This is a genomic window from Mesorhizobium sp. M0062 (genome assembly GCF_040323125.1).
Lineage (GTDB): Bacteria > Pseudomonadota > Alphaproteobacteria > Rhizobiales > Rhizobiaceae > Mesorhizobium.
This window is the reverse complement of sequence record NZ_JAMYUO010000001.1, coordinates 367,448-393,740: the sequence shown is the minus strand read 5'-3', so window position 1 is coordinate 393,740 and position 26,293 is coordinate 367,448. Positions and strand designations below refer to the sequence as shown.

Genomic DNA, 26,293 nt, shown 5'->3' with positions numbered 1-26,293 from the left:
GGCCGTACCGGTGCGTGCAGCATAGACGCAGCCGGCCGGTTGGCAATCGACGATCAAAAACATTCCGGCTTTCGAAACAGCTTTGCCGGCAAGCATTTGTGGTGCTCGAAATGGTGATGCCAGATGTTTATTTCAGTTAGATGACAAACGAGTTTCCGCCAAGGCGATTGCAACGGTTTGACGCGGCGCGGCTCAGCACAGGTCAATGAAGAGGCGTTTCCGGCGACACGTTGATGGTCGGCATCCCTCGCACTCGGCCTCTCGGGTCTACCCATCCGCTTCGTCAACCTGGGTCAAACACCCAAGCGGTTTGCCTCGTGCAAAAGGCCGGCACACATCCTATATGCCAACAATCCCTTCTTGCGGCCCGCAATTCCGTGGCCCAGCCATTTCGAGGCAAGATATGAGCGAAGCACAGACGCAAATCCCCGTGACCGTTCTCACCGGCTATCTCGGCGCCGGCAAGACGACGCTGCTCAACCGCATCCTGTCGGAAAACCATGGCAAGCGTTATGCCGTCATCGTCAATGAATTCGGCGAGATCGGCATCGACAATGATTTGATCGTGGAATCCGACGAGGAAATCTACGAAATGAACAATGGCTGCGTCTGCTGCACGGTGCGCGGCGACCTGATCCGCGTCGTCGAAGGCCTGATGCGCCGTCCCGGCCGCTTCGACGCCATCGTCGTCGAGACCACCGGCCTCGCCGATCCTGTGCCGGTGGCGCAGACCTTCTTCATGGACGACGACGTGCGCTCCAAGACCAAACTCGACGCTGTCGTGGCCCTGGTCGACGCCAAGCACCTGCCGCTCAGGTTGAAGGATTCCAAGGAAGCCGAGGACCAGATCGCCTTCGCCGATGTTGTCGTGCTGAACAAGACCGATCTGGTGACGCCCGAAGAGCTGGCCAAGGTCGAAGCCACCATCCGCGCCATCAACCCGGCGGCCAGGATTCACCGCACCACGCGCGCCGGCGTGGCGCTGTCCGAAGTGCTCGACCGCGGCGCCTTCGACCTGTCGCGCGCATTGGAAAACGATCCGCATTTTCTCGAGGCGCACGATCATGATCACGACCACCATGATCACGACCACGATCACCACGACCATGATCACGACCATCATCATCACGATCACGCGCATCCCTCCGAGATCCATGACGTGACCGTACAGTCGGTGTCGCTGCGCGGCGGCGAGATGGACCCGAAGAAATTCTTCCCGTGGATCGAGAAGATCACTCAGATGGAAGGTCCCAACATCCTGCGGCTGAAAGGCATCATCGCGCTCAAGGGCGACGACGAGCGCTATGTCATCCAGGGCGTGCACATGATCATCGAAGGCGACCACCAGCGCGCTTGGAAAGACGGCGAAAAGCATGAGAGCCGGCTGGTGTTCATCGGCCGCGAGCTTGACGCCGAACGGCTGAAGAAGAGCTTTGACGCCTGCCAGGCGGCTTGATTTCCGGACTCTATGGCGCTAGCGCTGCCCGCTCTTCCTTCTCCCCTTGTGGGAGAAGGTGGCCTCGCGAAGCGAGGTCGGATGAGGGGTGCTCCAGCTCGGCACCGACGGCGATCCGTTCAACACCCCTCATCCGTCTCGGCGCTGCGCGCCGATCCACCTTCTCCCACAAGGGGAGAAGGTTGACGCCAGGCCTGGCCGCCTCAGTGGCTTCCCGGGAGTGGTGACAGCTTCATTGGAATGGTCCTGATGCCCACAGTTGCTCCCCTCGACCTGGAAGGTCACTGCCTTGCCGCCGTCTTCCTCGACAACGTGCCGCATTTTGCGCTCGCCGATGGGACAGTTCATAGGCTCGACAACGGCCACAAGACAATTCAGGCCAATGACGGCCTGCTCTCCACGTTCCATGACGCCGCCAACGACCGCCTGATCACCGGCGGCGAGGACGGCAAGATTTTTGCCGTTGCCGGCGGCAATGTCAGCGAACTCGCCAGCGCCGGCAAGAAGTGGATCACCAGCGTCGCCGCCGGGCCGCAAGGCGCTATCGCCTATGCCACAGGCAAGACTGCGTTCGTGCGCTTTGCCGACGGCAGGACCAAAGAGTTTGCCCATCCACGTTCGGTCGAGGGGCTGGCCTTCTCCCCCAAGGGCATGCGCTTCGGCGTCGCCCGCTACAATGGCGCGACGCTGCATTTCCCGGCCGCCGAGGGCAGACCGGTGGAGCTGGAATGGGCCGGCGCCCATACCGGCGTGACCTTCTCGCCGGATGGCGCCTTCCTCGTCACCACCATGCAGGAAAACGCGCTGCATGGCTGGAAGCTCGCCGACGGCAAGCACATGCGCATGACCGGCTATCCCGGCAAGGTCAAAAGCCTGTCGTGGAGCGTGAAGGGCAAGTGGCTGGCGAGTTCCGGCGCGCCGGCGGCGATCGTCTGGCCGTTTTCGGGCAAGGACGGCCCGATGGGCAAGGCGCCGCTGGAGCTCGGCACGCGCGGCAACGCCATGGTGACATCGGTTGCCTGCCATCCGAGCCAGGATGTCGTCGCCGTCGGCTATGATGACGGCATGGTCATGGCGGTGCGCTTTACCGATGCCAAAGAGGTGCTGTTGCGCCGCCCGGGCATGGGCGCCATCACCGCGATGATGTGGGACAAGGAAGAGCGCCGGGTCGCCTTCGGCAGTGCCGCCGGCGACTGCGGCGTCATCGATATCTCGGCGTGACCTATTCGGCTCCGCACGACACCTTGCCGGTCAATTCTTTCGGCTTGCCGTCCTGTTCCGTGTCGGCGGCGTTGTCGTAGACGGCAAGCGTGTACCGGCCGTCATAGACGCCCTCGTCACTGGTCTTGGTCAGGATCGTCAGTTCGACAGAGTTGAATTTATCTCCGAGCTGATGCTCGTGGTAGACGTTCAGCCGCAACTCCTTGTCGTCCAGCCAGTACTGGGTGAGGTCGGAATCCTCGAAGACGGTCTTGCGCAGACTGTCGCCTTCCGGCCGGCCAAGTATCTCGAGATCGCCGCGAAAATTGAAGGTCGGGCCGCCCATACCTCTGGTGACCCCGGCGCCGACCTCGAATTGCACCGCTTTGTCATCGACGGAACACCAGACGCCGCCCGATGCGGAAGCCGCAGCGGCCGACAAGAGTAGCGCAATAGCGCAGATGATCGTCCGCATTTTTCTCCCCAAACCACAGACCCGATCGCATTGGCGCCCGACTGCGCCGGAAGGTCAAGTCTGCCGAACTTGCTGCTGACCCAATGCAGCGCACCAACACGGCCAATTGCGGTTGCCGTCGCCAATTGGGTAGTGTGCCGGCCGAGAGGGATTTCATGTACAGCACGAACAGTTCAAAGGCGTCCATTGGCGGTATCAGCCGTGACCGCATCGCTGCATTGCGGACAAGCGAGGCGAACACCTTCCGCAAGGCGCGGCCGAAATCGCAGGCCAAGGTCGGTAACGGCCTGCCAGGCTTCTTCGGCGGTGTGCCGATGCACTGGATGAACGACTGGCCGACGCCATTCCCGATCCTGGTCGAAAGCGCCAAGGGCGCCGCCATCACGGATATCGACGGCAACAGGCTGGACGATTTCTGCCTCGGCGACACCGGTTCGATGTTCGGCCATTCGCCGCCGCCGGTGGCGCGCGCCATCCGCCGCCAGGCCGGGCGCGGCCTGACCTATATGCTGCCTTCGGAGGATGCGCTGGCCATCGGGCCGCTGCTCACACAGCGTTTCGGTCTGCCGTTCTGGCAGATCGCCACCAGCGCCACCGACGCCAACCGCTTCGCGCTGCGCGTCGCCCGCGCCGTCACCGGCCGCGAAAAGATACTGGTCTTCAACGGCTGCTATCACGGCTCGGTCGACGAGACGATGGTCCGGATGGTCGACGGCAAGCCCGTGAATCGGCCGGGGCTGGCGGGTGAGTTTCGCGACCTGACCAAGACGGCGAAGGTCATTGAATTCAACGATGTCGCCGCGCTGCAAGCAGCGCTCAAGGACAAGGATGTCGCCTGCGTCATTGCTGAGCCGGTGCTGACCAATTCCTGCATGGTGCTGCCCGATCCGGGTTTTCACGACGCCTTGCGCAAACTGACGCGCGCGGCCGGAACGCTGCTGCTGATCGACGAGACCCACACCATCTCGACCGGCCCAGGGGGCTACACCAGAAAATTCGGGCTGCAGCCCGACCTTTTCGTGCTGGGCAAGCCGATCGCCGGTGGCGTGCCGGCAAGCGTGTGGGGCATGAGCGACGAGGTCGCCTCGCGCTATGCCGACTACAACCGAACCAAGGAGCCGGGCTATTCCGGCATGGGCACGACGCTGTCGGCGAACCCGCTGCAGTTCGCAGCCATGCGCGCAACGCTCGAAGAGGTGATGACGCAGGAGAATTATGCCCGGATGGATCGCCTCGCCCTGCGGCTCGATGCCGGGCTGACCGGCGTCATCGATCGCTACAATCTGCCCTGGCATGTCGCCCGCGTCGGCGCCCGCGTCGAGTTCATCTGCGCCCCTGGCCCGCTCAGGAACGGCGCCGAAGCCGAGACTGCCCATGCGCCGGAGCTTGAGGCGGCTATCCATGTCGCGCTGGTCAACCAGGGCGTGCTGATCGCGCCCTTTCACAACATGATGCTGATCTCACCGGCCACCACCGGCGCCCAGGTCAACCGGCTGATCACCGCCTTCGCCACGGTTGCGGCAAGGCTGACGGCATGAGACAAGCTGCCAAGCCAAACTCGAGTACACTAATCATGACTTCACCTTCGGGCTCGACGCCCGCCGAGGCGCAAGCCTTTCTCGACGCCCATCCCGAAATCGAAGCCTTCGATATCGTCTTGACCGACGCCAACGGGGTCGGCCGCGGCAAGATCGTGCGCCGGCATGAGCTGAAAAGCATCTTCGAGGGCGGCCGCCACATGCCGATCTCGATCCTCGGCCTCGACATCACCGGCGAGGATGTGCACGAAACCGGGCTGATCTGGACGACTGGAGACGGCGATCTCAGGGCATGGCCGATCCCCGGCACGCTGGTGCCGCTTTACGGCACGAACCCGCCGCGCGGCCAGTTGCTGATGGCGATGTACCATCTCGAGGGACAGCCTATGTCGTCGGACCCACGGCTGGCGCTGGCCAGGCAGGTCGACATCTTGGCGGCCAAGGGCCTCTATCCCGCCGGCGCCTTCGAACTCGAATTTTTCCTGCTTGCCAATGAGCGTGACGCCGACGGCAAGGTAAAACCGGCGGACGCCGTGCTCGACGGCCGCCGCTCGGCCAAGACGGAAGTCTATTCCGTCGACCATCTGCACGGCATGGAGCCGTTGTTTTCCGACATCTATGCCGCGGCTAAGGCGCAAGGCATTCCGGCCGAAACGGTGATTTCGGAATACGCGCCCGGCCAGTACGAGCTGACGCTGAATTACCGCAAGGATGTCATGCGGGCGGCCGACGACCTCGTCATGTTGAAGCGGCTGGTGCGGGCGCAGGCGCGCCGCCATGGTGTTACCGCCTGCTTCATGGCCAAGCCGATCGAAAAATATGCCGGCTCCGGCATGCATTTCCATGTTTCGCTGCAGGACAAGAACGGCCGCAACGTTTTTGCCGAAGCCGGCGGCGAAAGCTGGTCGCTGCCGCTGCTGCAGGGGCTCGGCGGGCTGATCCAGACCATGGCCGAATCGATGCTGGTGTTTGCGCCGCACGCCAATTCCTGGCGGCGCTTCGTCTCGCAGTCCTATGCGCCGGTGGCGCCGACCTGGGGCGTCAACAACCGTTCGGTGGCGCTGCGCGTGCCGGCCGGCGACGCCAAGAACCGGCGCATCGAGCACCGGCCGTCGGGCGTCGACGCCAATCCCTACCTGATCGCGGCAACGGTGCTGGCCGGCATCATCAAGGGTCTGGACGAAGGCCTCGACCCCGGCCCTGAAACCACTGGGAATGGCTATGAAGCCGCTGTCACGCGCACGACCATGCCGGTCGACTGGCGCGCCGCGATCGAGGCGGCGCGGGCCTCGAGCTTCCTGAAAGAGGCGCTTGGCGAGGATCTGCATCGCACCTTCGTGGCGATCAAGCAGTCGGAGTATCTGCGCGTCGCGCGTACGGTGAGCGAGCTGGACTACCACCTCTACCTGCACGAGGTCTGAGAGACCGTTTCGAAATTCTACTCCGGCGGCCATCGATGGTGGTTTCTGCGCTTCCGATGCTCACGGACCAAATGTCCGCTGCGCTTCGGTTCTCGAAACCACCACCATATGACTCGCCAGAGCGAATTTCGAAACGGTCTCTGATTGCCCTGACGGCGGGCGGCGATCACTTTTTCGCCGCCTGCATCAAATGAGGTGGCGCTGCAGCCTTCAAGAACATATCATGAACGGATGAGCGCGCCCACCGTCCGTGAAAAGCTGGCAATCCTGTCTGACGCCGCCAAATACGACGCCTCCTGTGCTTCGTCCGGCTCGGCGAAGAAGGATTCGCTCCAATCCGGCGGTATCGGCTCCACAGAAGGCATGGGCATCTGCCATTCCTACGCGCCGGATGGCCGCTGCATTTCGCTCCTGAAAATCCTGCTCACCAATTTCTGCATTTACGATTGCAGCTACTGCATGAACCGCTCGTCATCGAATGTGCGCCGCGCCCGCTTTAGCATCGACGAGGTGGTGAAGCTGACCATGGACTTTTATCGGCGCAACTACATCGAGGGCCTCTTCCTGTCCTCAGGAGTCATCCGCTCCCCGGACGAGACCATGGCCGAGATGGTGGAGGTGGCGCGGCGGCTGCGGCTGGACGAAAAATTCTCCGGCTATATTCATCTGAAGACCATTCCGGAAAGCTCGGCCGAACTGGTCGAGCAGGCCGGGCTCTACGCCGACCGGCTGTCTATCAATGTCGAACTGCCGACCGATGAGGGCGTGAAGAAACTGGCGCCGGAGAAGAAGCCGCAAACGATCCGGCTTTCCATGGCGAACCTGCGCCGGAAGATGGAGGAAAAGGCCGAGCCGACGTTGCGGACCAAGAAGCGCGAACGCTTTGCGCCCGGAGGTCAGTCGACGCAGATGATCGTCGGCGCCGACAAGACATCCGACGACGGTATCTTGCACTCCAGTGCGCGGCTCTATGGCAGCTACCATCTGCGGCGCGTCTATTACTCCGCCTTCAGCCCGATCCCGGATTCGTCATCGTCGCTGCCGCTCCAGAAACCGCCGCTGATGCGCGAGCACCGGCTCTATCAGGCCGACTGGCTGATGCGCTTCTACGGCTTTTCGCAGCCGGAAATCCTCGCCGGCAGCAGCGACGGCATGCTCGATCTCGCCATTGACCCCAAGCTCGCCTGGGCTTTGCGCAATCGGGCGAGGTTTCCCGTCGACATCAACCGCGCCGATCGGGAAGCGCTGCTGCGGGTTCCGGGTCTGGGCACCAAGGTGGTGGCGAAGATCCTTGAAACCCGCCGCCACCGACGTATGCGGCTGGAAGATGTCGGACGGATCTGCCATTCGATCGCCAAGCTGAGGCCCTTCATCATCGCCGAAGGCTGGTCGCCGGGCGGACTCACCGACAAGACAGGCCTGCGCGATACGATCGTAAAGTCCTGCGAACAACTGTCGCTGTTTTGACCATGCAGCCGGCCCAGCTCGACCTTGCCCGATACACTGTCCGGCTAGCGAGCCAGACCGATTTCGCCGGTTGGCGCGATGCGGCACGGCGTCTGACGCTGAATGAGGTCCGGCCTGAGGATATTAGTTGGGGTGTCGGGTCCGACGCCAATGATCCTCGAGATGCCTTGCCGGCGGTGCCAGAGGGCGCGCAGCTTACCGTCCCGCGCGAGTTCATCGCCCATGCCGAAACCGCCTTCTGCCACTCCGACCCCGGCCGGTTTGCCTTTCTCTACTGGATGCTTTGTCGCCTGCGCACCGAGCCGAAACTGCTGGCGATCGCATCCGATCCCGACACCAGGCGGCTCGAAGCCATGGAAAAGGCGGTGCGGCGCGACAGCCATAAGATGCATGCCTTCGTACGCTTCCGGAAGATCGGCTACGGCGAGGACGAGCGCTACGTCGCCTGGTTCGAGCCGGAGCATTTCATTGTCGAGCGCAACGCGGATTTCTTCGTCCGGCGGTTCACCGGCATGCGCTGGACCGTCCTGACGCCCTATGCCTCCGCCGACTGGAATGGCGAAAGGCTGGCGATCGGCCCGGGTGCGGCCAAGGGCGATGCACCCGATCAGGACGACACCGAGGCGTTGTGGCTGACCTATTTCCAGAACATCTTCAACCCGGCGCGGCTCAAGGTGAAGGCGATGCAGAAGGAGATGCCGAAGAAATATTGGCGGAACCTTCCCGAGGCCTCGCTCATTCCAGATCTGATCGCAGGAGCGGACGAGGCCGCTATAGCCATGATTGCCAGACAACCGACGACGCCGGCGCCGCACCACGCCAAGCTGCAGGCAAGACATTGGCCGAAGCCCGAGCCGGCCGAGGCGCCGGATGAAGACGATGCCAAGACGATTTCCGATTTGCGCGAGGCTGCAAAGGGTTGTCGTCGCTGCCCGCTCTGGCGCGACGCGACACAGACCGTGTTCGGCGAGGGGCCGGATGACGCCAAAGTGGTCTTCGTCGGCGAACAACCTGGCGATCAGGAAGATCTCGCCGGCAAACCTTTTGTCGGGCCAGCGGGCAAAGTGTTCGATGCAATTCTCGATGACGCAGGCGTCGACCGGCAAAAAGTCTACGTCACCAACGCCGTCAAGCACTTCAAGTTCGAGCCGCGCGGCAAGCGCCGCATCCACTCGAAGCCAAATACCGGCGAAGTCCAGGCCTGCCGCTGGTGGATCGGCCGGGAGCTTGAGCTGATCAAGCCGGACCTCGCCGTGGCGCTTGGGGCAACGGCGGCGTTGTCGCTGCTGGGCAAGGCCATTGCCGTGACGAAAATGCGCGGCCAGTTGATCGAACGCGAGGATGGCTTGCGCGTGTTCATCACCATCCACCCGTCCTTTATCCTGCGCATTCACGAGCCGACGGACAAGGAGGCTGAGCGCGAGCGGTTCCTAAAGGATATGAAAGAGGTGAAGCGGCTGATGGGGTCGTGAGATGAGCGAAAGCCTCAGCGACATCGTCATCCGCGGGCGGAACAAGGAGCTTCGCTCCTGCTTCGCCCAGGGATGACGAAGCTGAGTGGCTTCACGGTCGTGAATCCAACGTTGGAAACTTCGGCCGCCACGGCCGAATTAACTGATCAGGATTGCCCTCAGATCATTCACATTCGTACCCGTCGGCCCCGGCACGAACAGATCGCCGATCGCGTTGAACGCCGTCCAGGCATTGTTGCCGGCCAGCATCGCCTTGGCGTCGATGCCGGCGGCACGCATGCGCGAGACGGTCGAGCCATCGGCAAAGGCGCCGGCATTGTCTTCCGAGCCATCGATGCCGTCGGTATCGGCGGCCAGTGCATGAATACCTTCCGCGCCGCTGATGCCGATGGCAAAGGCGAGCAGGAATTCGGAGTTGCGGCCGCCCTTGCCCCTTTTTCCGTCAACAGGGGCCCGCAAAGTCACGGTCGTCTCGCCGCCGGACAGGATCAGCACCGGCTTTTGGAACGGCCGGTTGCGCGTCGCCACTTCGCGCGCAATGGCTGCATGCACGCCACCGACCTCGCGCGCCTCGCCCTCGATGGAATCGGAGAGGATGACGGCTTCGATGCTTTGCCGTTTTGCCTCAGCGGCTGCCGCTTCCAGCGATACGCCAGCCGAGGCGATCAGGTGCACTTCATTGCGTGAAAAGCGCTGGTCATCCGTATCTGGCGCATCGGCCTCTGGCGAGTTGATGTGCGCCATGACGGCGTCGGGCAGCTTCATGCCATAGGCCGCTATCGAGGCCAGCGCATCGGCGCGGTTGCCGGAGTCGGGCACGGTCGGGCCGGAGGCCACCAGGGCCGGGTTGTCGCCGGGAATGTCACAGACAACCAGTGATACCAGTTTGGCCGGCCAGGCGGCAGCTGCCAGCCGGCCGCCCTTGATGGTTGAGACATGCTTGCGGATGGTGTTCATGGCCGCGATCGGCGCGCCGGAGGCGAGCAGCGCCTCGTTGACGGCGATTTCGTCGGCGAGCGTCAGGCCAGCGGCAGGCGACGGCAGCAGCGCCGATCCTCCGCCCGATATCAGCGCCACTACCAGGTCGTCCGCAGTCAGCCTTTGCACCTTTTCGAGCAGGCGCCGCGACGCCTCAAGACCGGCAGCGTCCGGCACCGGATGTGCCGCCTCGATGATTTCGATGCGCTCGCATTTGGCGCCATAGCCGTAGCGGGTGACGACCAGCCCTTCGATTGGGCCATCCCACACCTTCTCGAACGCGGCGGCCATCTGCGCCGAGCCCTTGCCGGCGCCGATGACGATGGTGCGGCCCTTCGGCTTGGCCGGAAGGTGATCCCTGATCGTTCGTTCCGGATCGGCAGCGGCAACAGCGGCATTGAAGATCGAGATGAGAAAGGATTTTGGGTCGAGCACGGTCATAATTGGCCGCCATCCGCGGTTTGCGAGCTTCCGAAAAGCCGGCGCCGCCCCTCACCCTTACCCTCTCCCCGTATAGAGACGGGGAGAGGGGTTCGCCGGCGTTGGGGTGCTTCTCTTCTCCCCGTCACTATACGGGGAGAAGGTGCCGGCAGGCGGATGAGGGGCAGCGCTAGCGTCACGATTTATCTTCCGGCGGCAGCGCCAATTGTGTCCGATCAACGCCGAGATGATCGCACAGTGCATCGACGACGACGCCGTGGTCCTGGCGTTCCGGCAGGCCGGAGACGGCGATGACGCCGATCACGCCAGCCCCCTTTACAGTCACCGGAAACCCGCCGCCGGCCAGTACGTAATCAGCAATATCCAGCCCCTCGCCGACCTTGAAGGTGCGGTCCGGTCGCTGCTGTTCCAGCACCAGGCGATAGGTGCTCCTGAGGTAGCGCTTGACCACGTTGATCTTGCGTCGAGCCCAATCGGGGTTGGAGGCGTTCGAACCCGGCAGCGCGGCATAGAACAGCGGCCGATCCCACAGCCTGATATCGATGATGATGGGCAGCTTTTCGGCCAGCGCCCGCTCGCGGATCGCCGCGCCGACCTTGAAGGCGACGGCCTCGTCGAAGGCCGGGAAGACCAGCGTCTCTTCCTGTTTCTGGATCAGAGCGATGTCGTCTGCGGCGGCCATTTTTGTTCTCCGAAATCGTCACAAATCGTGTGTACGACAAGCTCCGCCCGGTCAAGGTCTCGTCGCGGTGGTGGTCTTGCCCCGCCAGGGTCGCCCCCCACTCCGTCGAGCTTCTCTCGACACCTCTCCCCCGATCGACGGGGTAGAGGAAGGGCGCCAAGCTGTCCGAACCGGCGCCCGTCCTCCGAAGCAAAGGCTCCCTTCCTCACCCTCGGAGGGGGATAGGTGGCGCCGCGAAGCGGCGACGGAGTGGGGGAACCACTTGGCAACCAGGCGCAATCATCATCTTGTCCCGCGCGGATGATGGGTCCTAACCGGCGATTATATCACTCTTGGCAGGCCGCCCCGCGACATAGACCTCGCGCACCGCGCGGTCGTCGCCCAGCGTCTGCAGCAGGAACAGCTCCTCCGCCAGCGTCTCCACAGTCTCCATCCTCAGCCGCATCGCCGGCGTGGCGCGGGCGTCGAGCACGGTGATGTCGGCATCGGTGCCTTCATCCAGCGTGCCGACCTTGTCCGCCATAGACAGCGCCTCGGCATTGCCACGTGTTAATTGCCAGAAGGACTGGAACGGGTTCAGCTTTTCGCCAGTCAGCGCGATCACCTTGTAGCCCTCGTCCATGGTGCGCAGCATCGAATAGTTGGTGCCGCCGCCGACATCGCTGGCCGCGGCGATGCGCAGCGGCTTGTCGCGGCGCCGAAAGCGCTGGTAGTCGAACAGGCCGGAGCCGAGGAACAGGTTCGAGGTCGGGCAGAACACCGCCACCGAGCCTGAGTCCGACAGCGCATCGGCCTCTCGTTCCGAGAGATGGATGCAGTGGCCGAACAGGCTCTTTGGCCCCAGCAGGCCATACTGCTCGTAGACATCGGTGTAGTCGCGCGCCTGCGGATAGAGTTTTTGCGTGAAGGCGATTTCGGCGTGGTTTTCCGACAGATGCGTCTGCATGTGCAGGTCGGGGTTTTCGCGGCAGAGCGTGCCGGCCATCTCCAGCTGCTCGGGCGAGGAGGTGATGGCGAAGCGCGGCGTGATCGCATAAAGCTGGCGGCCCTTGCCGTGCCATTCCGCAATCAGCGCCTTCGTATCGTCATAGCCGGATTGCGGCGTGTCGAGCACGCCTGCCGGCGCATTGCGGTCCATCATCACCTTGCCGGCAATGTTGAGCATGCCGCGCGCATGCGATTCGGCAAAGAACGCTTCGGCAGACGCCTTGTGCACCGAGCAGTAGGCGGCGACCGTCGTCGTGCCGTGGCGCACCATCTCGTCCAGGAACAGCCGGGCGATGCGGCGGCCATGCTGGGCGTTGGCGAATTTGGTCTCTTCGGGAAAGGTGTAGGTGTTCAGCCAGTCGAGCAGTTCGGCGCCGTAGGAGGCAATGACCTGCATCTGCGGGAAATGCGCATGCGCATCGATGAAGCCGGGCAGCAGCAGATGCGGCCGATGATCGATCTTTTTCGCACCGTCGCCCGCTTGCTTTTCGACTTCCGTGTAGCTGCCCACGGCAACGATCCGGCCGTCGCGGATCAGCAGGCCGCCATCTTCCTCGTAGCGCCAGGCGGCATGGTCGTCGATGGCTTCGGGCCAGCGCAAGAAGCTTAGCGTGCGGCCGCGCAGAAGTGTGGAGGTCATCCCTATTTCCCTGCGCCTTCGAACCAGGCGACCAGCAGCGCCCGTTCCTTGTCGCTGATCTGGGTGACGTTGGCCGGCGGCATGGCGTGGCTGCGCCCAGCTTGCAGGTAGATCTCGCGCGCATGCTCGGCGATGCCGGCATCTGTGTCGAGCATCACGCCCTTCGGCGCATGGTAGATGCCTTCATAGACCGGCTCGGCCGTATGGCACATCGAGCAGCGGCCAAGCACGGTGTCGCGCACCGCCGGGAAATGCGACGAGGCGATATAGACTTCGGCCGCGGCGGATGCCTTGAGCTCGCCGGTCAGTATTTTCGGCGCTGTCGACAGCCACATGATGATGACGAACAGCACCGCAGCCGCCATCCAGGTCCAGTGCGGGTTGCCGGCACGCTTATGCACGGTGTTGAAATAGTGCCGGATCAAGACGCCGATGATGAACACCAGCGAGGCGATGACCCAGTTGAACTCCGTCGCAAACGCCAGCGGATAGTGGTTCGACAGCATCAGGAACAGCACGGGCAGCGTCAGGTAATTGTTGTGCAGCGAGCGCTGCTTGGCGATCTTGCCGTATTTCGGGTCGGGCTTGCGGCCGGCTATCAGGTCGGCGACGACGATCTTCTGGTTTGGAATAATCACCATGAAGACATTGGCCGACATGATCGTGGCGGTGATGGCGCCCAGATGCAGGAAAGCGGCGCGGCCGGTGAACAGATGCGTCAGCCCCCAGGCGATGAACACCAGCACGCCATAGAGCACCAGCATCAGTCCGGTGTCACTTTTGCCGAGCGGCGACCGGCAGAGCAGATCGTAGACAACCCAGCCGACGCCGATCGTCGCCATCGACAGCAGGATGCCCACGGGAACCGACATGGACAGCACATTGGGGTCGATTAGGAACAAATCGGCGCCGGCATAGTAGACCACGCACAGCATGGCGAAGCCGGACAGCCAGGTGGCGTAGGATTCCCATTTGAACCAGGTCAGGTGTTCCGGCATTTCGGCCGGCGCCACCAGATATTTCTGGATGTGGTAGAAGCCGCCGCCATGCACCTGCCATTCCTCGCCGAATGCGCCGACCGGCATGCCGGGGCGCTGGCGCAGGCCAAGGTCGAGCGCGACGAAATAGAAGGACGAGCCGATCCAGGCGATGCCGGTGACGACGTGCAGCCAGCGCACGGCGAAACTCAGCCAGTCCCAGAAAATCGCGAAATCCATCATTTGAAATCGTCCCTGCCGATCGGCTGACTTTACGGTGTGGGGCGCAAACGAAAAGAGGCGAGGTGTACGATGACTTTCAAAAAAAAATGGAAAATACTAGGCTGACCACGTACGCCGCCACATAAAGAGCCACGAATGGCCTATCTCGACAACATCGCCGTCTTCGTCCGCGTCGTCGAGCTTGGTAATCTCTCGGCGGCAGGCCGCGACATGCGCATTTCGCCGGCGGTCGCCTCCAACCGCATCAAGGAGCTGGAAAAACACCTCGGCGTGCGGCTGTTCAACCGCACCACACGGCAATTGATGCCGACGGAGCATGGCACGGTGTTCTACTCCGGCGCCAAGCAGGTGCTGGAGGCGATCACCGAGGCGGAAGCCGCGGTCTCGGCTCTTTCCGGCCAACCGCGCGGCACCATCAAGGTGACCGCACCGCTCGGCCTCGGACGGCGGCTGGTGGCGTCGGGCATTCCGGATTTCCACGACAAATACCCCGATATCGAGGTGCGGCTGAGGCTCTCCGACCACAATATCGACATCATGAAGGAAGGCATCGACGTCGCCTTCAAGCTCGGCATCATCGAGGATTCCAGCCTGCGGATGCGCGGGATCATGGAATGTGAACGCGTGCTGGTGGCGGCACCGAAATATCTCGAAGCGCGCGGCGAGCCGGTGGAGCCACAGGAGCTGATCGGCAAGAAGCACGACTGCCTGATGCTGCGCTATTCCGGGGCGCGCGAATATGTCTGGACGCTGCAGACGCCGTCCGGCCCGCAGAAATTCGAGGTGCACGGCCCCTACGACACCGACGATGGCGATGTGCTGACCGGCTGGGCGCTGTCGGGCCGCGGCATCATCAACAAGCCGCGCTTCGAGGTCGAACCCTTCATCCGCGACCGGCGGCTGCAGGTCATCCTGGCCAGCACGCCGCCAACGCCGGTGCAGTTCGCCGCCGTCTATCCGCACAAGAAGCTGCAGGACCCGAAGGTGCGGCTGTTGCTCGACTTCATGGCCGAGCGTTGCCAGCGGCTGATCAAGGATTTGCTGGCCGGCAAGTGAGGGGCTGTTGGCCCAGTCGCCAGGGTTGTCTTACAAGCAGGTGACCTTAGGTTCGCATACGCTGCCCTATGATCGATGGTCCCATGCCGACTGACCAGCAAGCCACAATGCATCTTGCCGTTTCGCTCAACATTACTTCCGGGCAGCCGCTCGGGTTTAGCGACCTGGCCGGCTTTGCCAAGCAAGCGGAAGCGGCTGGGCTGGACATGATTGTCCTCGATGATTCCGCGCCGAACAGCGCCGGGTCGAGTTCTTTCGAAGCGACGACCTTGCTGGCGGCGCTGGCGACGGTGACAAGTCGGATCGGCCTTGTCGCTGCAGCCTCGACGGTGGCTCACCAGCCGTACAATCTGGCGCGCCGTTTTGCTTCGCTCGACATCATCAGCCATGGCCGCGCCGGCTGGCACGCGACCATGGCGCAGGCCCCACGGGAAGCCGCCAATTTCAGCCGGCCGGATGGATTTTCCGACGATGTGTTCCGCCGCCGCACGCAGGAATACATCGGCATCGTTCAGCGCCTGTGGCAGGGCTGGGATGCCGACGCGCTGCTGTTCGACAAGGCCGGCGGCCGCTTCCACGATCCCGAAAAAATGCACCTGCTCGACCACAAGGGCGAATTTTTCTCCGTGCGCGGGCCGCTGAACGTCGCGCGCTCGCCGCAGGATACGCCGGTGCTGGTGCTGTCCGGCCTGTCCGAGGCCGACCTGGATATCGCCGCCCGCACCGCCGATGTCGTCCTGCTGGACAGACCCACAGAGGACGCCAAGGCGCGCCATGACGATCTCAAGCGCCGCGTTGTGGCCTGCGGACGCGATCCGGGTGCGGTCAAGCTGCTGCTGAACGTTGGCGCAGATGTCGCTGCTAACGCGCTCGAAACATTGTTCAGCTCGCAAAGCTGCGACGGGTTCAACATCGCAATACCGCCTGCCGCGATTGACGGTTTCATCGGCCGCGTGCTGCCGGAATTGCAGCGCCGCAGCCTCGTCCGCCCGGATTATCCCGGCACCACCTTGCGCTCGCATCTCAGACTTGCCGGAGGAGCGCAATGACCCGCCAGATGAAGCTTGGCGCCTTCCTGTGGGCGACGGGCCACCACATCGCCGCCTGGCGTCACCCCAAGGCGCATGTCACGGCAGGCATCGACATCGATCATTACATCCGGCTGGCGCGCACGGCGGAAGCGGCGAAGTTCGACATGGTGTTCTGCGAGGACGCCGCCGGCCTGCGCGAAGCCAATGTCGGCATCGCCAGCCAGACCTCACGCTCGATCGGCTTCGAGCCGATCAGCCTGCTGTCCGCGCTCGCCGTCCAGACCAGCCGCATCGGCCTCGTTTCGACGGCCTCGACCAGCTACAACGAGCCCTATGGGCTGGCGCGCACCTTTCTGTCGCTCGATCATCTGAGTGGTGGCCGGGCTGGCTGGAACCTGGTGACGTCGGCCAGCCCCATCGAAGCCGCCAATTTCGGCGCGACGGGCCTGAAACCCCATGCCGACCGCTACGAGCGGGCGCGCGAATTCGCCGAGGTGGTATCGGGACTTTGGCAAGGCAGTGGCTTTCACTGTCACAACGGCCAGAGCTTTTCGGTGCGCGACCCGCTCGACCTGCCGCGCTCGCCGCAGGGCGCGCCGGTGATGGTGCAGGCCGGCGCCTCGGATGTCGGCCGCGACCTTGCCGCACGCACGGCCGACGTGGTGTTCACGGCGGCGCAGACCCTCGAGGAAGCCAAGGCCTTTTACGACGACCTCAAGGGCCGTATGGCGGCCTATGGGCGGGAACCCGACGACATCAAGATCATGCCCGGCGTCTCCCCGGTGGTGGCGGAAACCGAGGCCGAAGCGCGGGAGAAACAGGAGGAATTGCAGGCGCTGATCCCTGACGATGTCGGCGTGGCGCTGCTGTCCAGCTATCTCAGCATCTCCGATCTCGGGAGCTATCCGATCGACGGACCGATGCCCGAGCTGCCGGAGACCGAGGGCATGAAAAGCCGCCAGGCGCTGGTCATCGAACAATCGCGCCGCGACGGCCTGTCGATCCGCCAGCTTGCGCGCCATTTCGCCGGCGCACGTGGCCATTGGCGTATCGTCGGCACGCCGGCGCAGATCGCTGACGAATTGCAGGCGCGGTTCGAGGGCGGCGGCGCGGACGGCTTCAACGTCATGCCGTCATACTTCCCCGGCGAGCTCGATGCCTTTGCCACGCTGGTGGTGCCGGAACTGCAGCGGCGCGGACTGTTCCGTCGGGAATACGAAGGCAGCACCTTGCGAGATCATCTCGGCCTGAAGCGGCCTGCTTAGCCGCGCCGAAGCTTAGCCGGCCATCATCTTGTGCTGGACTTCATGGTCGGCATTCGGCGCGGTGTTGTGAACGACCAGTGCCGTCATGATCTCGGCTGCCGCGAGCGCCGCGATCACCGGCGGGCGCTTGTCCCTGACGGCGTCGCCGCCGATCGGGGAGACGAGGCGGGCCAACTCAGCCTCCGTGCCATCCGCCGATTTCAGGATCCAGTTCCTGAACGTCGCTCTCTTGGTTTTCGAGCCGATCATGCCGACATAGGCCGCGTCGTCGCGCTTCAGCGCCTCGGCGACGATGAGGAAATCCAGCGCATGGTCGTGGGTGAGGATGGCGAAGGCGGTGCCGGCGGGAGCGTTTCGCACCTCGGCCTCGGGCATCGGCGTCAGCCGCCTCTCGACCGTCTCCGGCATACCTTCCAGCGCTTCGGCCCGCGTCTCAATGACGACGCCATGCACGGGAAGAAGTGCTACCGTCGCGGCCAGCGCCTGGCCGACATGGCCGCCGCCGAAGATATAAACATGCGGCAGGTGGGCTTCCTCGGCTTCTGCGGCCGCGATCAGCTCGGCAGTAAGCGCGGCATCGACGATACGGATCAAGACTTCGACGCGCCCGCCGCAGCACTGGCCGATCTCGGGGCCTAGCGGCACGTCAAGCGTGGCGCAAACTTCGTCGAAGCCGATGCGGGCTTCTTTACCCTCCCCCTTGTGGGGAGGGTCGGTGAGCGGACGCCGTGTAGCGGCGTCAGCGAAACGGGGTGGCTTGGCACGATCGTCCGCACCCCCACCCCCCCGCGGGGGGGGGGGGGGGGGCCCCCCCCCCCCCCCCGGGCGGCGTGCCCCCCCCGACCCTCCCCACAAGGGGGAGGGTGAAGACCCCACCATCTGCCTCGCCTTGTCGATCGCGATGTACTCGAGCTGACCGCCGCCGATCGTGCCAAAAATCGCCGCCTGCGAGACGAGCATGAAGGCGCCCTTCTCGCGGGGGGTCGAGCCCTTGGTACTGGCCACTTCGACCAAGGCAAACCGGTCGGCGCTGGCGAGAAAAGCTCTGAGCCTTTGCACTTTCGACTTCATATTTCGCATTCCCGTACGGGAAATATAGGGTTTTTCAGTCTGAATTCCACGTTTTGCCAGAATCCAGGTCAGAGTCAGGCGCTATTCTTGGCTTCACCCTTCAGCCGTTCGATCGCCATCAGCACCCGTTCTGGTGTTGCAGGAGCGTCGAGACGCGGACAGACCTTATGATCGGCCACACTTGCCACCGCGTCCGACAGCGCATGCAGCACAGACATGCCGAGCGGGAAGGGCGGTTCGCCGACCGCCTTGGAACGGTGCACCGTCGGCTCGTTGGCCTCCGGCCAGTCGGCCAGCGTGACGTTGAATATCTTCGGCCGGTCGGACGCGAGCGGGATCTTATAGGTCGACGGCGCATGCGTGCGCAGCCGGCCCTTGCCGTCCCACCACAGCTCCTCCGTCGTCAGCCAGCCCATGCCCTGGATGAAGCCGCCCTCGATCTGGCCGAGATCGATGGCGCGGTTCAGCGAGCGGCCGGTTTCATGCAATATGTCGGTGCGCTCGACGACATATTCGCCGGTCAGCGTGTCGACCGAGACTTCCGAGCACGAGGCGCCATAGGCGAAATAATAGAACGGACGGCCCTCGCCCTTGTCACGGTTCCAGTGGATTTTCGGCGTCTTGTAAAAACCCGCCGCCGACAGTTGGATGCGGGCCATATAGGCCTGCTTGACGAGGTCGGTGAAGGCGATCTCCTGGTTGCCGATGCGCACCCGGTTGGGCAGGAAAAGCACCTGCTCGCGCGGCACCTGGTATTTTTCGGCGGCGAAGTCGGTCAGCCGTTCCTTGATCTGGCGGGCGCCGTTCTGCGCCGCCATGCCGTTGAGGTCGGTGCCGGACGACGCCGCGGTGGCCGAAGTGTTGGGCACCTTGCCGGTGGTCGTCGCGGTGATCTTGACCTGGTCGAGGTCGATCTGGAACTCTTCCGCCACCACCTGCGCCACCTTGACGTAGAGGCCTTGCCCCATCTCGGTGCCGCCGTGATTCAGATGCACCGAACCGTCGGTGTAGACATGCACCAGCGCGCCGGCCTGGTTGTAGTGGGTGGCCGTGAAAGAGATGCCGAATTTGACCGGCGTCAGCGCCAGGCCGCGCTTGATGAAGCGGCTGTTGGCGTTGAAGGCCTGGATGATGCGGCGGCGCCCCGCATAGTCGGCGCTCGCCTCCAGCTCGGCGACGATGCGGTGGATGATGTTGTCCTCGACCGTCTGGTGATACGGGGTGACGTTGCGGCCCCCGTCCTTATCACCACTGGTGCCATAAAAATTCTGCTTGCGGATTTCGAGCGGGTCCTTGCCGACGGCAAAGGCAACCTCGTCGATGACGCGTTCGGCACCGACCATCCCTTGCGGGCCGCCGAAGCCGCGAAACGCCGTGTTCGACACGGTGTTGGTGTAAAGCGGCGCCGATTGCGCATGCACCGCCGGCCAGAAATAGGTGTTGTCGCAATGGAACAGCGCGCGGTCGGTGACCGGGCCGGACAGGTCCGATGAAAAGCCGCAACGCGCCGCGAACATGAAGTCGACGCCAAGAATGTTGCCGGCGTCGTCGAAACCTACTTCGTAGTCGACGAGGAAGTCATGGCGCTTGCCGGTGGCAATCATGTCGTCGTCACGGTCGGGCCGGATCTTGACCGCGCGATGGTGCTTCTTGGCGGCGATCGCCGCCAATGCCGCAAACTGGTTGCCTTGCGTCTCCTTCCCGCCGAAGCCACCGCCCATACGGCGGATTTCCACCGTGATGGCATTGCTCGGCACGCCCAGCACATGGCTGACCATATGCTGCACTTCGCTCGGATGCTGGGTCGAGGAATAGATGGTGACGTCCTGGTCCTCGCCGGGAATGGCCACGGCGATATGGCCTTCGAGATAGAAATGCTCTTGGCCGCCGATGCGCATCTTGCCCTTCAGCCGGCGCGGCGCCGCCTTGATCGCGGCAGCGGCATCGCCACGCTTCAGCGTGAGCGGCGGCGTGACCAGCTTGTCCTTGCGGGGGTCGAGATCGCCAATGTCGGTGACGAAAGGCAATGGACTGTATTCGACCTTGGCCAGCCGGGTGGCGCGGCGCGCCTGTTCGCGCGTCTTGGCAATAACGCAGAAGATCGGCTGACCATAAAACTGCACCTTGTCGTCGGCCAGCACCGGCTCGTCGTGTCGACCGGTCGGCGAAATGTCATTTTCGCCCGGAACGTCCTTGGCCGTCAGCACATCGACGACGCCCGGCGCCGCGCGCACCGCCGACAGATCCATTTTGCTGATCGTCGCATGCGTCGCCGTGGACAGGCCGAGGCAGCCATGCAGCATGCCCGCCGGTTCCGGCATATCGTCGATATAGACCGCGCTGCCGCTGACATGCTTGTGCGCGGAATCGTGGCGCTGGTCGGCGGCGACGCCACCGGAAATCTTCTGCGCCTTGAGATCTGGAGAGGCGTGCTTGTTCATCAGGCCGCCTCGTTGCGTGACACCTGGAACGGCGCCTTGCTGCCGCTGGTTTCGGCAAAAAAGCGCAGCAGCAGGTTCCTGGCCGCCAGCGCCCGGTATTCGGCCGATGCCCGCATATCGGTCAGCGGGGTGAAATCGCCGGCATATTCAGCCATGGCCGCTTCCACCGTTGTCTCCGTCCACGGCTTGCCGAGCAGCGCTTTTTCGACACCGAAAGCCCGCTTCGGGGTGGCCGCCATGCCGCCATAGGCGATGCATATATCGGCCACGGTTCCGTCCTTGGCCAAGTCGAGGAAAAAGGCGCCAAGGGCTGCGGTGATGTCCTCGTCGCGGCGCTTGGTGATCTTGTAGACGGCAAACTTCGTGCCCTTGGCCGGCACGGGAACGTGCACGGCCTCGACGAATTCGCCTGGCTGCCGGTCCTGCTTGCCATAGGCGATGAAGAAATCCTCGAGCGCGATGGTGCGCCGCTTCTTGCCGCGGCGCAGCGTCAGTTGCGCACCCAGCGCGATCAGGGGCGGCGGCGTGTCGCCGATCGGCGAGCCATTGGCGATGTTGCCGCCGATGGTGCCCATGTTTCGTACCTGTTCGCCGCCGATGCGGTCGAACAATGGCCCGAGCGCGGGGATGCGCTTGGCCAGTGTCGCGAAGGCGTCGGTGTAGGTGACGCCGGCGCCGATGGTGATGACATCATTTTCTTCGGAGATCGCGCACAGCCCCTCGAGATTGCCGATGAAGACTACCGGTGAGATGTCGCGCATGTGCTTGGTGACCCACAGGCCGACGTCGGTCGAGCCGGCGACAACAGTGGCGCCGGGTTCCTTGTCCAGTACAGCGGCGAAATCGTCGACGTCAGCCGGCACAACCAGCCGCTGCTTGCCGGCGCCGATTTCGACGCGGGCACCGTCATGCATAGCCTCGAGCCTGGCGGTGATCGCCTTGCGCTCGGCCGCCAGCGGATCCTTCGCCGCCTTGCCGTAGCTGGAGATGGCACGCGCGGCGCGCATGATTGCCTCGTAGCCGGTGCAGCGGCAAAGATTGCCTTGCAAGGCCTTTTCGATCGCGGCATTCGACGGGTCCGGCGACTTCATCCACAGGCCGTAGAGCGACATGACGAAGCCCGGCGTGCAGAAGCCGCATTGCGAACCGTGGAAATCGACCATCGCCTGCTGCACCGGATGCAATTGGCCAGGCGCGCCGCGCAGATGCTCGACGGTGACGACATGGGAGCCGTCGAGCGATCCCAGGAAGCGGATGCAGGCATTGACGCTTTCATAAACCAGCTTGCCGGCGGACAATTTTCCGACCAGCACCGTGCAGGCGCCGCAATCGCCCTCGGCGCAGCCTTCCTTGGTGCCGCGCAGCGAGCGGTCGAGCCGCAACCAGTCGAGCAAGGTCGCGTCGGGCGCCACCGACGACAGCGCGACATCCCTGCCATTGAGGATGAAGCGGATCTCGTTGCGTATGGTGATCTTGGCCATGCGTCAGCTCCCCCTGTAGGTCGAGTAGCCATAAGGAGAGATAAGCAACGGCACGTGATAATGGACGGATTCCGCCATGCCGAAGCGGATCGGCACACTGTCGAGGAAGGCCGGTTCCGGCAGTTTGGTGCCCTGGCCGCGTAGATAGTCACCGGCGGCGAACACCAGTTCGTATTCGCCAAGGCGGAATTCCGCTCCTGCCAGCAGCGGCGCATCGCAGCGGCCGTCGGCATTTGTGACGACGGTCTTCAAATGTATCCGCGCGTCGCTCTCAAGATGATAAAGCGCGATCGACAGGCCCGCCGCCGGCTTGCCGGTCGCAGTGTCGAGCACATGCGTCGTCAGACGTCCGCCATCGGCTTTCGACGTTTCTGCCACTGGCGCCTCCCATTTCCGATACAGCCGAACAAAGCAGTGAATTGTGCGCCAATTAAAGGCGATGCATAAGGCCGGTCGAGCGGAGTGGCACAAAAACACTTTCAAAAATTTCGGGGGAATGCGCGAGCAACCCTTTCGACTATCCTGATCACAACTTCCGGCAGCGTCCGGCGGGGAGGGGCAATGCGTTACTCTAGAGACATGCGCGGCTACGGAGCCAATCCGCCGGATCCGAAATGGCCGGGCGGTGCGCATGTGGCCGTCCAATTCGTCGTCAACTACGAGGAAGGCGGCGAGAACTGCGTGCTGCACGGCGACAAGGCCTCGGAAGCCTTCCTGTCGGAAATCGTCGGCGCCGCGCCCTGGGTCGGCCAGCGCCACTGGAACATGGAATCGATCTACGAATATGGCGCGCGGGCAGGCTTCTGGCGGCTGCTGCGCCTGTTCAGCGAGGCGCAAGTGCCGGTGACCTGCTACGGGGTCGCCTCAGCATTAGCCCGGTCGCCCGACCAGGTTGCGGCGATGCAGGAGGCCGGCTGGGAAATGGCCTCGCACGGGCTGAAATGGATCGACTACCGCGACCACAGCGCCGAGGACGAGCGCCGCGACCTCGAAGCGGCGATCAAGCTGCACTACGAGGTGACGGGCCAACGGCCGACCGGCTGGTACACCGGCCGCACCTCGGTCAATACGGTGCGGTTGGTGGCCGAAGAGGGCGGCTTCGACTATGTGTCGGACACTTATGACGACGAACTGCCCTACTGGTTCGAGCACAGCGGCGGCGCGCAACTCGTCATCCCCTACACGCTCGATGCCAACGACATGCGTTTCGCCACGCCGCAGGGATTCAATTCCGGCGACCAGTTCTTCGCCTATTTGAAGGACAGTTTCGACACGCTCTATGCCGAGGGCAAAGCGGGCCGGCCGCGGATGATGAATATCGGCCTGCATTGCCGCCTCGTCGGACGTCCCGGGCGGGTGGCGGCGCTGAAGCGCTTCGTCGACTATGTCAGATCGCACGACAAGGTCTGGCTGGCACGGCGCATCGATATCGCCAGGCACTGGCAGGAGAACCACCCTTACCAGCCGGCGGCGCTCAAGCCGTCGAAGATGGCGTTCGAGACCTTCGTCGACACTTTCGGCGGCGTGTTCGAACATTCGCCCTGGATCGCCGAACGTGCCTATGAGCTGGAGCTTGGGCCGGCGCATGACAGCGCCGGCGGCCTGCACAATGCGCTCTGCCGCGTCTTCCGCGCCGCCAGCGAAACCGAGCGGATCGGCGTCCTCAACGCCCATCCCGATCTCGCTGGCAAACTGGCCGAAGCGAGACGCCTCACTGCGGAATCCACACGCGAGCAGGCCTCCGCCGGCCTCGACGCGCTGACCGACAAGGAGCGCGAGCTGTTTTCCAAGCTCAACGCCGCCTACGTCACCACCTTCGGCTTTCCCTTCATCATCGCGGTGCGGGGCAAGACCAAGGAGGAGATCCTCGCCGAGTTCGAGGCGCGCATCGGCAACAGCCGTGGCGTAGAACTCGATACCGCCTGCAAACAGGTCGAGCGCATCGCGCTGCTCCGCCTGAAAGACATGCTCCCGCTCTAATGAAATGACTGAGGGGTCAGGACCCAATGGATATGATCAAGACTGACCAGAAAACCTATTATGCACCGCATGGGGGCCATCCCGGCCAAAATGAGCTTTTGACCGGCCGCGCCGTCTTCACCGAGGCCTATGCCGTCATACCGAAGGGAGTGATGCAGGACATCGTCACCAGCCCCCTGCCGTTCTGGGACGAGACCAGGGCCTGGATCATCGCCAGGCCGCTGTCGGGTTTCGCCGAGACATTTTCGCAGTACATCATCGAGGTCCTGCCCGGCGGCGGCAGCGACCGGCCCGAGCCGGACGCCGGCGCCGAGGGCGTGCTGTTCGTGGTTGAGGGCGAGTTGACCGTTTCGCTGGCCGGCAAGAAGCACGTGCTGCAAGCCGGCGGTTTTGCCTTCCTGCCGCCGGACAGCGGCTGGACGGTGCGCAACGAAGGTCGCGACGCCGTACGCTTCCACTGGATCAGGAAGGCCTATGAGGCCGTCGACGGCATCGACGCGCCGGAAGTCCTGTTCAGCAGTGACCAGCAAATGGCGCCGACGCCGATGCCCGGCACCGAGGGTCGCTGGGCGACGACCCGTTTCGTCGATCCAGCCGACATGCGCCACGACATGCATGTCACCATCGTTACGCTCGAGCCTGGCGCCGTCATCCCGTTTGCCGAGACGCATGTCATGGAGCACGGGCTCTATGTCTTGGAAGGCAAGGCGGTCTACCGCCTCAACCAGGACTGGGTCGAGGTCGAGGCCGGCGACTTCATGTGGCTGCGCGCCTTCTGCCCGCAGGCCTGCTACGCGGGCGGCCCAGGCAAATTCCGCTATCTCCTTTACAAGGACGTCAACCGGCACGCCAAGCTCGGCGGGGCGGGCATTGGCGGTCGCGCGCGGTGACCCGCATCACAGCGCGGCCGCTGACCCGCGAAAGCTTTGCCGGCTTCGGCGATGTCATCGACATGGGCGGCGGCAATCACTACCCGATCAATGGCGGCAAGACCGAGCGCTACCACAATCTCGCCACCGCTGAAGCCGCGGGACCGAATGCCCGCGTGCTGATCTCGATGGCGCGCGGCACGCCTTACGACCTGCCGCTGAAGCTGACCATGGTCGAGCGCCATCCCTTAGGCAGCCAGGCGTTCATCCCGCTGTCACCGCGGCCTTTCCTGGTCGTCGTCTGCCATGACGGCAAGGACGGTCCGCGCGAGCCGCATGCCTTCATCACCGCACCGGGGCAAGGCGTCAACTATCCGCGCAATCTCTGGCACGGCGTGCTGACACCACTCGGTGAAGCGCAGGATTTCGTCATCGTCGACCGCGGCGGTGACGGCTCCAACCTCCAAGAGTTCCATTTCTCGCACCCCTACGAAATCCATCTCCCCAACGAGACCTGAGAAATGACCGACATATCGCTGATCGACCGCCTGCTCGATGTCATCGAGCACGACATCGTGCCGAAAACGGCAGAGGGCGTGGCCCATGGGAACAAGCTGTTCGGCGCCGCCATCCTGCGGAAGGGCGACCGCTCGCTGGTGCTGGCCGAAACCAACAACGAGATGGAAAATCCGCTCTGGCATGGCGAGGTGCACTGCCTGAAGCGTTTCTATGAAATGCCGAAAGCCGAGCGCGTCGACACCAAGGACGCCATCTTCATCGCCACGCATGAGCCCTGCTCGCTCTGCCTGTCGGCGATCACCTGGACCGGCTTCGACAATTTCTACTACCTCTTCAGCCACGAGGATTCACGCGACAGCTTTGCGATCCCGCACGATCTGAAAATCCTGAAAGAGGTCTTCACTCTTGATCCCGGCGGCTACAATGCCGAGAACGCTTATTGGAAGAGTTTTTCCATTCGCAGGCTGGTGCGGGCGCTGCCCGAGGCCGAGCGCGGCCGGCTTGAGGCAAGGATCGGCAATATTTCCACCCGCTACGACGAACTGTCCGGCGCTTATCAGGCGCGCAAGTCCGAAAACGACATTCCGCTGAACTGACGCGGAT

22 protein-coding genes are annotated in these 26,293 nt (G+C 63.6%); 13 read left to right on the top strand and 9 right to left on the bottom strand.

From position 1 onward, the window contains the following. Positions 1–403 precede the first annotated feature (403 nt). Positions 404–1,456 carry a CobW family GTP-binding protein gene (locus NKJ64_RS01790; RefSeq protein WP_023711332.1) on the top strand — a complete coding sequence of 351 codons (1,053 nt, stop codon included), beginning with the start codon at positions 404–406 and terminating at the stop codon, positions 1,454–1,456. Between the two features lie 249 nt (positions 1,457–1,705). Then, the gene (locus tag NKJ64_RS01785; protein ID WP_352461862.1) at positions 1,706–2,677 is read left to right on the top strand and encodes a WD40 repeat domain-containing protein; all 972 of its coding nucleotides are present in this window, start codon (positions 1,706–1,708) and stop codon (positions 2,675–2,677) included. Between the two features lies 1 nt (position 2,678). Here the strand turns inward: NKJ64_RS01785 and NKJ64_RS01780 are convergent, their stop codons facing one another. Beyond that, positions 2,679–3,131, bottom strand: coding sequence for a hypothetical protein (locus tag NKJ64_RS01780; RefSeq protein ID WP_023683507.1), 453 nt, complete (start codon positions 3,129–3,131; stop codon positions 2,679–2,681). A gap of 155 nt (positions 3,132–3,286) precedes the next feature. Here NKJ64_RS01780 and NKJ64_RS01775 point away from each other — a divergent pair, with 155 nt between their 5' ends. From NKJ64_RS01775 to NKJ64_RS01760, 4 genes are all read left to right on the top strand, one after another. Continuing rightward, positions 3,287–4,669 (top strand): aspartate aminotransferase family protein, encoded by a 1,383-nt coding sequence (locus tag NKJ64_RS01775; RefSeq protein ID WP_023700414.1) that lies wholly within the window; start codon positions 3,287–3,289, stop codon positions 4,667–4,669. 35 nt (positions 4,670–4,704) lie between these two features. After that, entirely contained in the window at positions 4,705–6,090 is a 1,386-nt protein-coding gene (locus NKJ64_RS01770) for a glutamine synthetase family protein (RefSeq protein WP_023683505.1), read from the top strand. 231 nt (positions 6,091–6,321) lie between these two features. After that, positions 6,322–7,557 carry a putative DNA modification/repair radical SAM protein gene (locus NKJ64_RS01765; RefSeq protein ID WP_023707780.1) on the top strand — a complete coding sequence of 412 codons (1,236 nt, stop codon included), beginning with the start codon at positions 6,322–6,324 and terminating at the stop codon, positions 7,555–7,557. A 2-nt stretch (positions 7,558–7,559) separates the two neighbouring features. Continuing rightward, a complete protein-coding gene (locus NKJ64_RS01760; RefSeq protein ID WP_023823877.1) occupies positions 7,560–9,029 on the top strand; it encodes a UdgX family uracil-DNA binding protein in 1,470 nt (489 codons plus the stop codon). A gap of 138 nt (positions 9,030–9,167) precedes the next feature. On the opposite strand, the gene NKJ64_RS01755 is transcribed toward NKJ64_RS01760, so the two are convergent. From NKJ64_RS01755 to NKJ64_RS01740, 4 genes are all read right to left on the bottom strand, one after another. After that, positions 9,168–10,448, bottom strand: coding sequence for a glycerate kinase type-2 family protein (locus tag NKJ64_RS01755; RefSeq protein ID WP_023823876.1), 1,281 nt, complete (start codon positions 10,446–10,448; stop codon positions 9,168–9,170). A gap of 175 nt (positions 10,449–10,623) precedes the next feature. Then, a complete protein-coding gene (locus NKJ64_RS01750; protein ID WP_352443550.1) occupies positions 10,624–11,130 on the bottom strand; it encodes a heme-degrading domain-containing protein in 507 nt (168 codons plus the stop codon). Positions 11,131–11,440: 310 nt separating this feature from the next. After that, on the bottom strand, positions 11,441–12,757 hold the full coding sequence (gene guaD / locus NKJ64_RS01745; RefSeq protein ID WP_352443549.1) for a guanine deaminase: 1,317 nt from the start codon (positions 12,755–12,757) through the stop codon (positions 11,441–11,443). Positions 12,758–12,759: 2 nt separating this feature from the next. Continuing rightward, a complete protein-coding gene (locus NKJ64_RS01740; protein WP_352443548.1) occupies positions 12,760–13,977 on the bottom strand; it encodes a urate hydroxylase PuuD in 1,218 nt (405 codons plus the stop codon). A gap of 135 nt (positions 13,978–14,112) precedes the next feature. Between NKJ64_RS01740 and NKJ64_RS01735 the strand changes: the two genes are divergently transcribed. The 3 genes from NKJ64_RS01735 (at position 14,113) to NKJ64_RS01725 (ending at position 17,329) form a co-directional block, all read left to right on the top strand. Then, positions 14,113–15,033: a LysR family transcriptional regulator gene (locus NKJ64_RS01735; protein WP_023671373.1), complete on the top strand. Its 921-nt coding sequence runs from the start codon at positions 14,113–14,115 to the stop codon at positions 15,031–15,033. A 107-nt stretch (positions 15,034–15,140) separates the two neighbouring features. Then, a complete protein-coding gene (locus tag NKJ64_RS01730) occupies positions 15,141–16,082 on the top strand; it encodes an LLM class flavin-dependent oxidoreductase (RefSeq protein WP_352443547.1) in 942 nt (313 codons plus the stop codon). Beyond that, positions 16,079–17,329, top strand: coding sequence for an LLM class flavin-dependent oxidoreductase (locus NKJ64_RS01725; RefSeq protein WP_023826671.1), 1,251 nt, complete (start codon positions 16,079–16,081; stop codon positions 17,327–17,329). The genes NKJ64_RS01730 and NKJ64_RS01725 overlap by 4 nt, the downstream gene beginning before the upstream one ends. Positions 17,330–17,341: 12 nt before the next feature. Here the strand turns inward: NKJ64_RS01725 and xdhC are convergent, their stop codons facing one another. From xdhC to uraH, 4 genes are all read right to left on the bottom strand, one after another. Next, positions 17,342–18,400 carry a xanthine dehydrogenase accessory protein XdhC gene (xdhC, locus tag NKJ64_RS01720; protein ID WP_352461861.1) on the bottom strand — a complete coding sequence of 353 codons (1,059 nt, stop codon included), beginning with the start codon at positions 18,398–18,400 and terminating at the stop codon, positions 17,342–17,344. Between the two features lie 74 nt (positions 18,401–18,474). Continuing rightward, complete coding sequence (gene xdhB / locus NKJ64_RS01715) at positions 18,475–20,841, bottom strand: xanthine dehydrogenase molybdopterin binding subunit (protein ID WP_352461860.1); 2,367 nt, start codon at positions 20,839–20,841, stop codon at positions 18,475–18,477. Then, positions 20,841–22,322: a xanthine dehydrogenase small subunit gene (gene xdhA / locus NKJ64_RS01710; RefSeq protein ID WP_352461859.1), complete on the bottom strand. Its 1,482-nt coding sequence runs from the start codon at positions 22,320–22,322 to the stop codon at positions 20,841–20,843. Before xdhA ends, xdhB begins: the two co-directional genes overlap by 1 nt. A gap of 3 nt (positions 22,323–22,325) precedes the next feature. Beyond that, positions 22,326–22,700 carry a hydroxyisourate hydrolase gene (uraH, locus tag NKJ64_RS01705; RefSeq protein ID WP_023694734.1) on the bottom strand — a complete coding sequence of 125 codons (375 nt, stop codon included), beginning with the start codon at positions 22,698–22,700 and terminating at the stop codon, positions 22,326–22,328. Between the two features lie 183 nt (positions 22,701–22,883). Here uraH and puuE point away from each other — a divergent pair, with 183 nt between their 5' ends. The 4 genes from puuE to NKJ64_RS01685 are packed head-to-tail and all read left to right on the top strand — an operon-like array spanning position 22,884 to position 26,286. Beyond that, complete coding sequence (gene puuE / locus NKJ64_RS01700) at positions 22,884–24,302, top strand: allantoinase PuuE (protein ID WP_023755799.1); 1,419 nt, start codon at positions 22,884–22,886, stop codon at positions 24,300–24,302. Between the two features lie 32 nt (positions 24,303–24,334). Continuing rightward, the gene (locus NKJ64_RS01695) at positions 24,335–25,192 is read left to right on the top strand and encodes a bifunctional allantoicase/(S)-ureidoglycine aminohydrolase (RefSeq protein ID WP_460221660.1); all 858 of its coding nucleotides are present in this window, start codon (positions 24,335–24,337) and stop codon (positions 25,190–25,192) included. Beyond that, positions 25,189–25,689 (top strand): ureidoglycolate lyase, encoded by a 501-nt coding sequence (locus tag NKJ64_RS01690; RefSeq protein WP_023755801.1) that lies wholly within the window; start codon positions 25,189–25,191, stop codon positions 25,687–25,689. The genes NKJ64_RS01695 and NKJ64_RS01690 overlap by 4 nt, the downstream gene beginning before the upstream one ends. 3 nt (positions 25,690–25,692) lie before the next feature. Continuing rightward, a complete protein-coding gene (locus tag NKJ64_RS01685; protein WP_023671383.1) occupies positions 25,693–26,286 on the top strand; it encodes a nucleoside deaminase in 594 nt (197 codons plus the stop codon). The last annotated feature ends 7 nt before the right edge of the window (positions 26,287–26,293 follow it).

What these genes read in the sequence shown, in the direction of transcription:
- NKJ64_RS01790 (WP_023711332.1), top strand. Translation starts at nt 404, where the DNA reads ATGAGCGAAGCACAGACGCAAATCCCCGTGACCGTTCTCACCGGCTAT.
- NKJ64_RS01785 (WP_352461862.1), top strand. Translation starts at nt 1,706, where the DNA reads ATGCCCACAGTTGCTCCCCTCGACCTGGAAGGTCACTGCCTTGCCGCC.
- NKJ64_RS01780 (WP_023683507.1), bottom strand. Translation starts at nt 3,131, where the DNA reads ATGCGGACGATCATCTGCGCTATTGCGCTACTCTTGTCGGCCGCTGCG.
- NKJ64_RS01775 (WP_023700414.1), top strand. Translation starts at nt 3,287, where the DNA reads ATGTACAGCACGAACAGTTCAAAGGCGTCCATTGGCGGTATCAGCCGT.
- NKJ64_RS01770 (WP_023683505.1), top strand. Translation starts at nt 4,705, where the DNA reads ATGACTTCACCTTCGGGCTCGACGCCCGCCGAGGCGCAAGCCTTTCTC.
- NKJ64_RS01765 (WP_023707780.1), top strand. Translation starts at nt 6,322, where the DNA reads ATGAGCGCGCCCACCGTCCGTGAAAAGCTGGCAATCCTGTCTGACGCC.
- NKJ64_RS01760 (WP_023823877.1), top strand. Translation starts at nt 7,560, where the DNA reads ATGCAGCCGGCCCAGCTCGACCTTGCCCGATACACTGTCCGGCTAGCG.
- NKJ64_RS01755 (WP_023823876.1), bottom strand. Translation starts at nt 10,448, where the DNA reads ATGACCGTGCTCGACCCAAAATCCTTTCTCATCTCGATCTTCAATGCC.
- NKJ64_RS01750 (WP_352443550.1), bottom strand. Translation starts at nt 11,130, where the DNA reads ATGGCCGCCGCAGACGACATCGCTCTGATCCAGAAACAGGAAGAGACG.
- guaD (WP_352443549.1), bottom strand. Translation starts at nt 12,757, where the DNA reads ATGACCTCCACACTTCTGCGCGGCCGCACGCTAAGCTTCTTGCGCTGG.
- NKJ64_RS01740 (WP_352443548.1), bottom strand. Translation starts at nt 13,977, where the DNA reads ATGATGGATTTCGCGATTTTCTGGGACTGGCTGAGTTTCGCCGTGCGC.
- NKJ64_RS01735 (WP_023671373.1), top strand. Translation starts at nt 14,113, where the DNA reads ATGGCCTATCTCGACAACATCGCCGTCTTCGTCCGCGTCGTCGAGCTT.
- NKJ64_RS01730 (WP_352443547.1), top strand. Translation starts at nt 15,141, where the DNA reads ATGCATCTTGCCGTTTCGCTCAACATTACTTCCGGGCAGCCGCTCGGG.
- NKJ64_RS01725 (WP_023826671.1), top strand. Translation starts at nt 16,079, where the DNA reads ATGACCCGCCAGATGAAGCTTGGCGCCTTCCTGTGGGCGACGGGCCAC.
- xdhC (WP_352461861.1), bottom strand. Translation starts at nt 18,400, where the DNA reads ATGAAGTCGAAAGTGCAAAGGCTCAGAGCTTTTCTCGCCAGCGCCGAC.
- xdhB (WP_352461860.1), bottom strand. Translation starts at nt 20,841, where the DNA reads ATGAACAAGCACGCCTCTCCAGATCTCAAGGCGCAGAAGATTTCCGGT.
- xdhA (WP_352461859.1), bottom strand. Translation starts at nt 22,322, where the DNA reads ATGGCCAAGATCACCATACGCAACGAGATCCGCTTCATCCTCAATGGC.
- puuE (WP_023755799.1), top strand. Translation starts at nt 22,884, where the DNA reads ATGCGTTACTCTAGAGACATGCGCGGCTACGGAGCCAATCCGCCGGAT.
- NKJ64_RS01695 (WP_460221660.1), top strand. Translation starts at nt 24,335, where the DNA reads ATGATCAAGACTGACCAGAAAACCTATTATGCACCGCATGGGGGCCAT.
- NKJ64_RS01685 (WP_023671383.1), top strand. Translation starts at nt 25,693, where the DNA reads ATGACCGACATATCGCTGATCGACCGCCTGCTCGATGTCATCGAGCAC.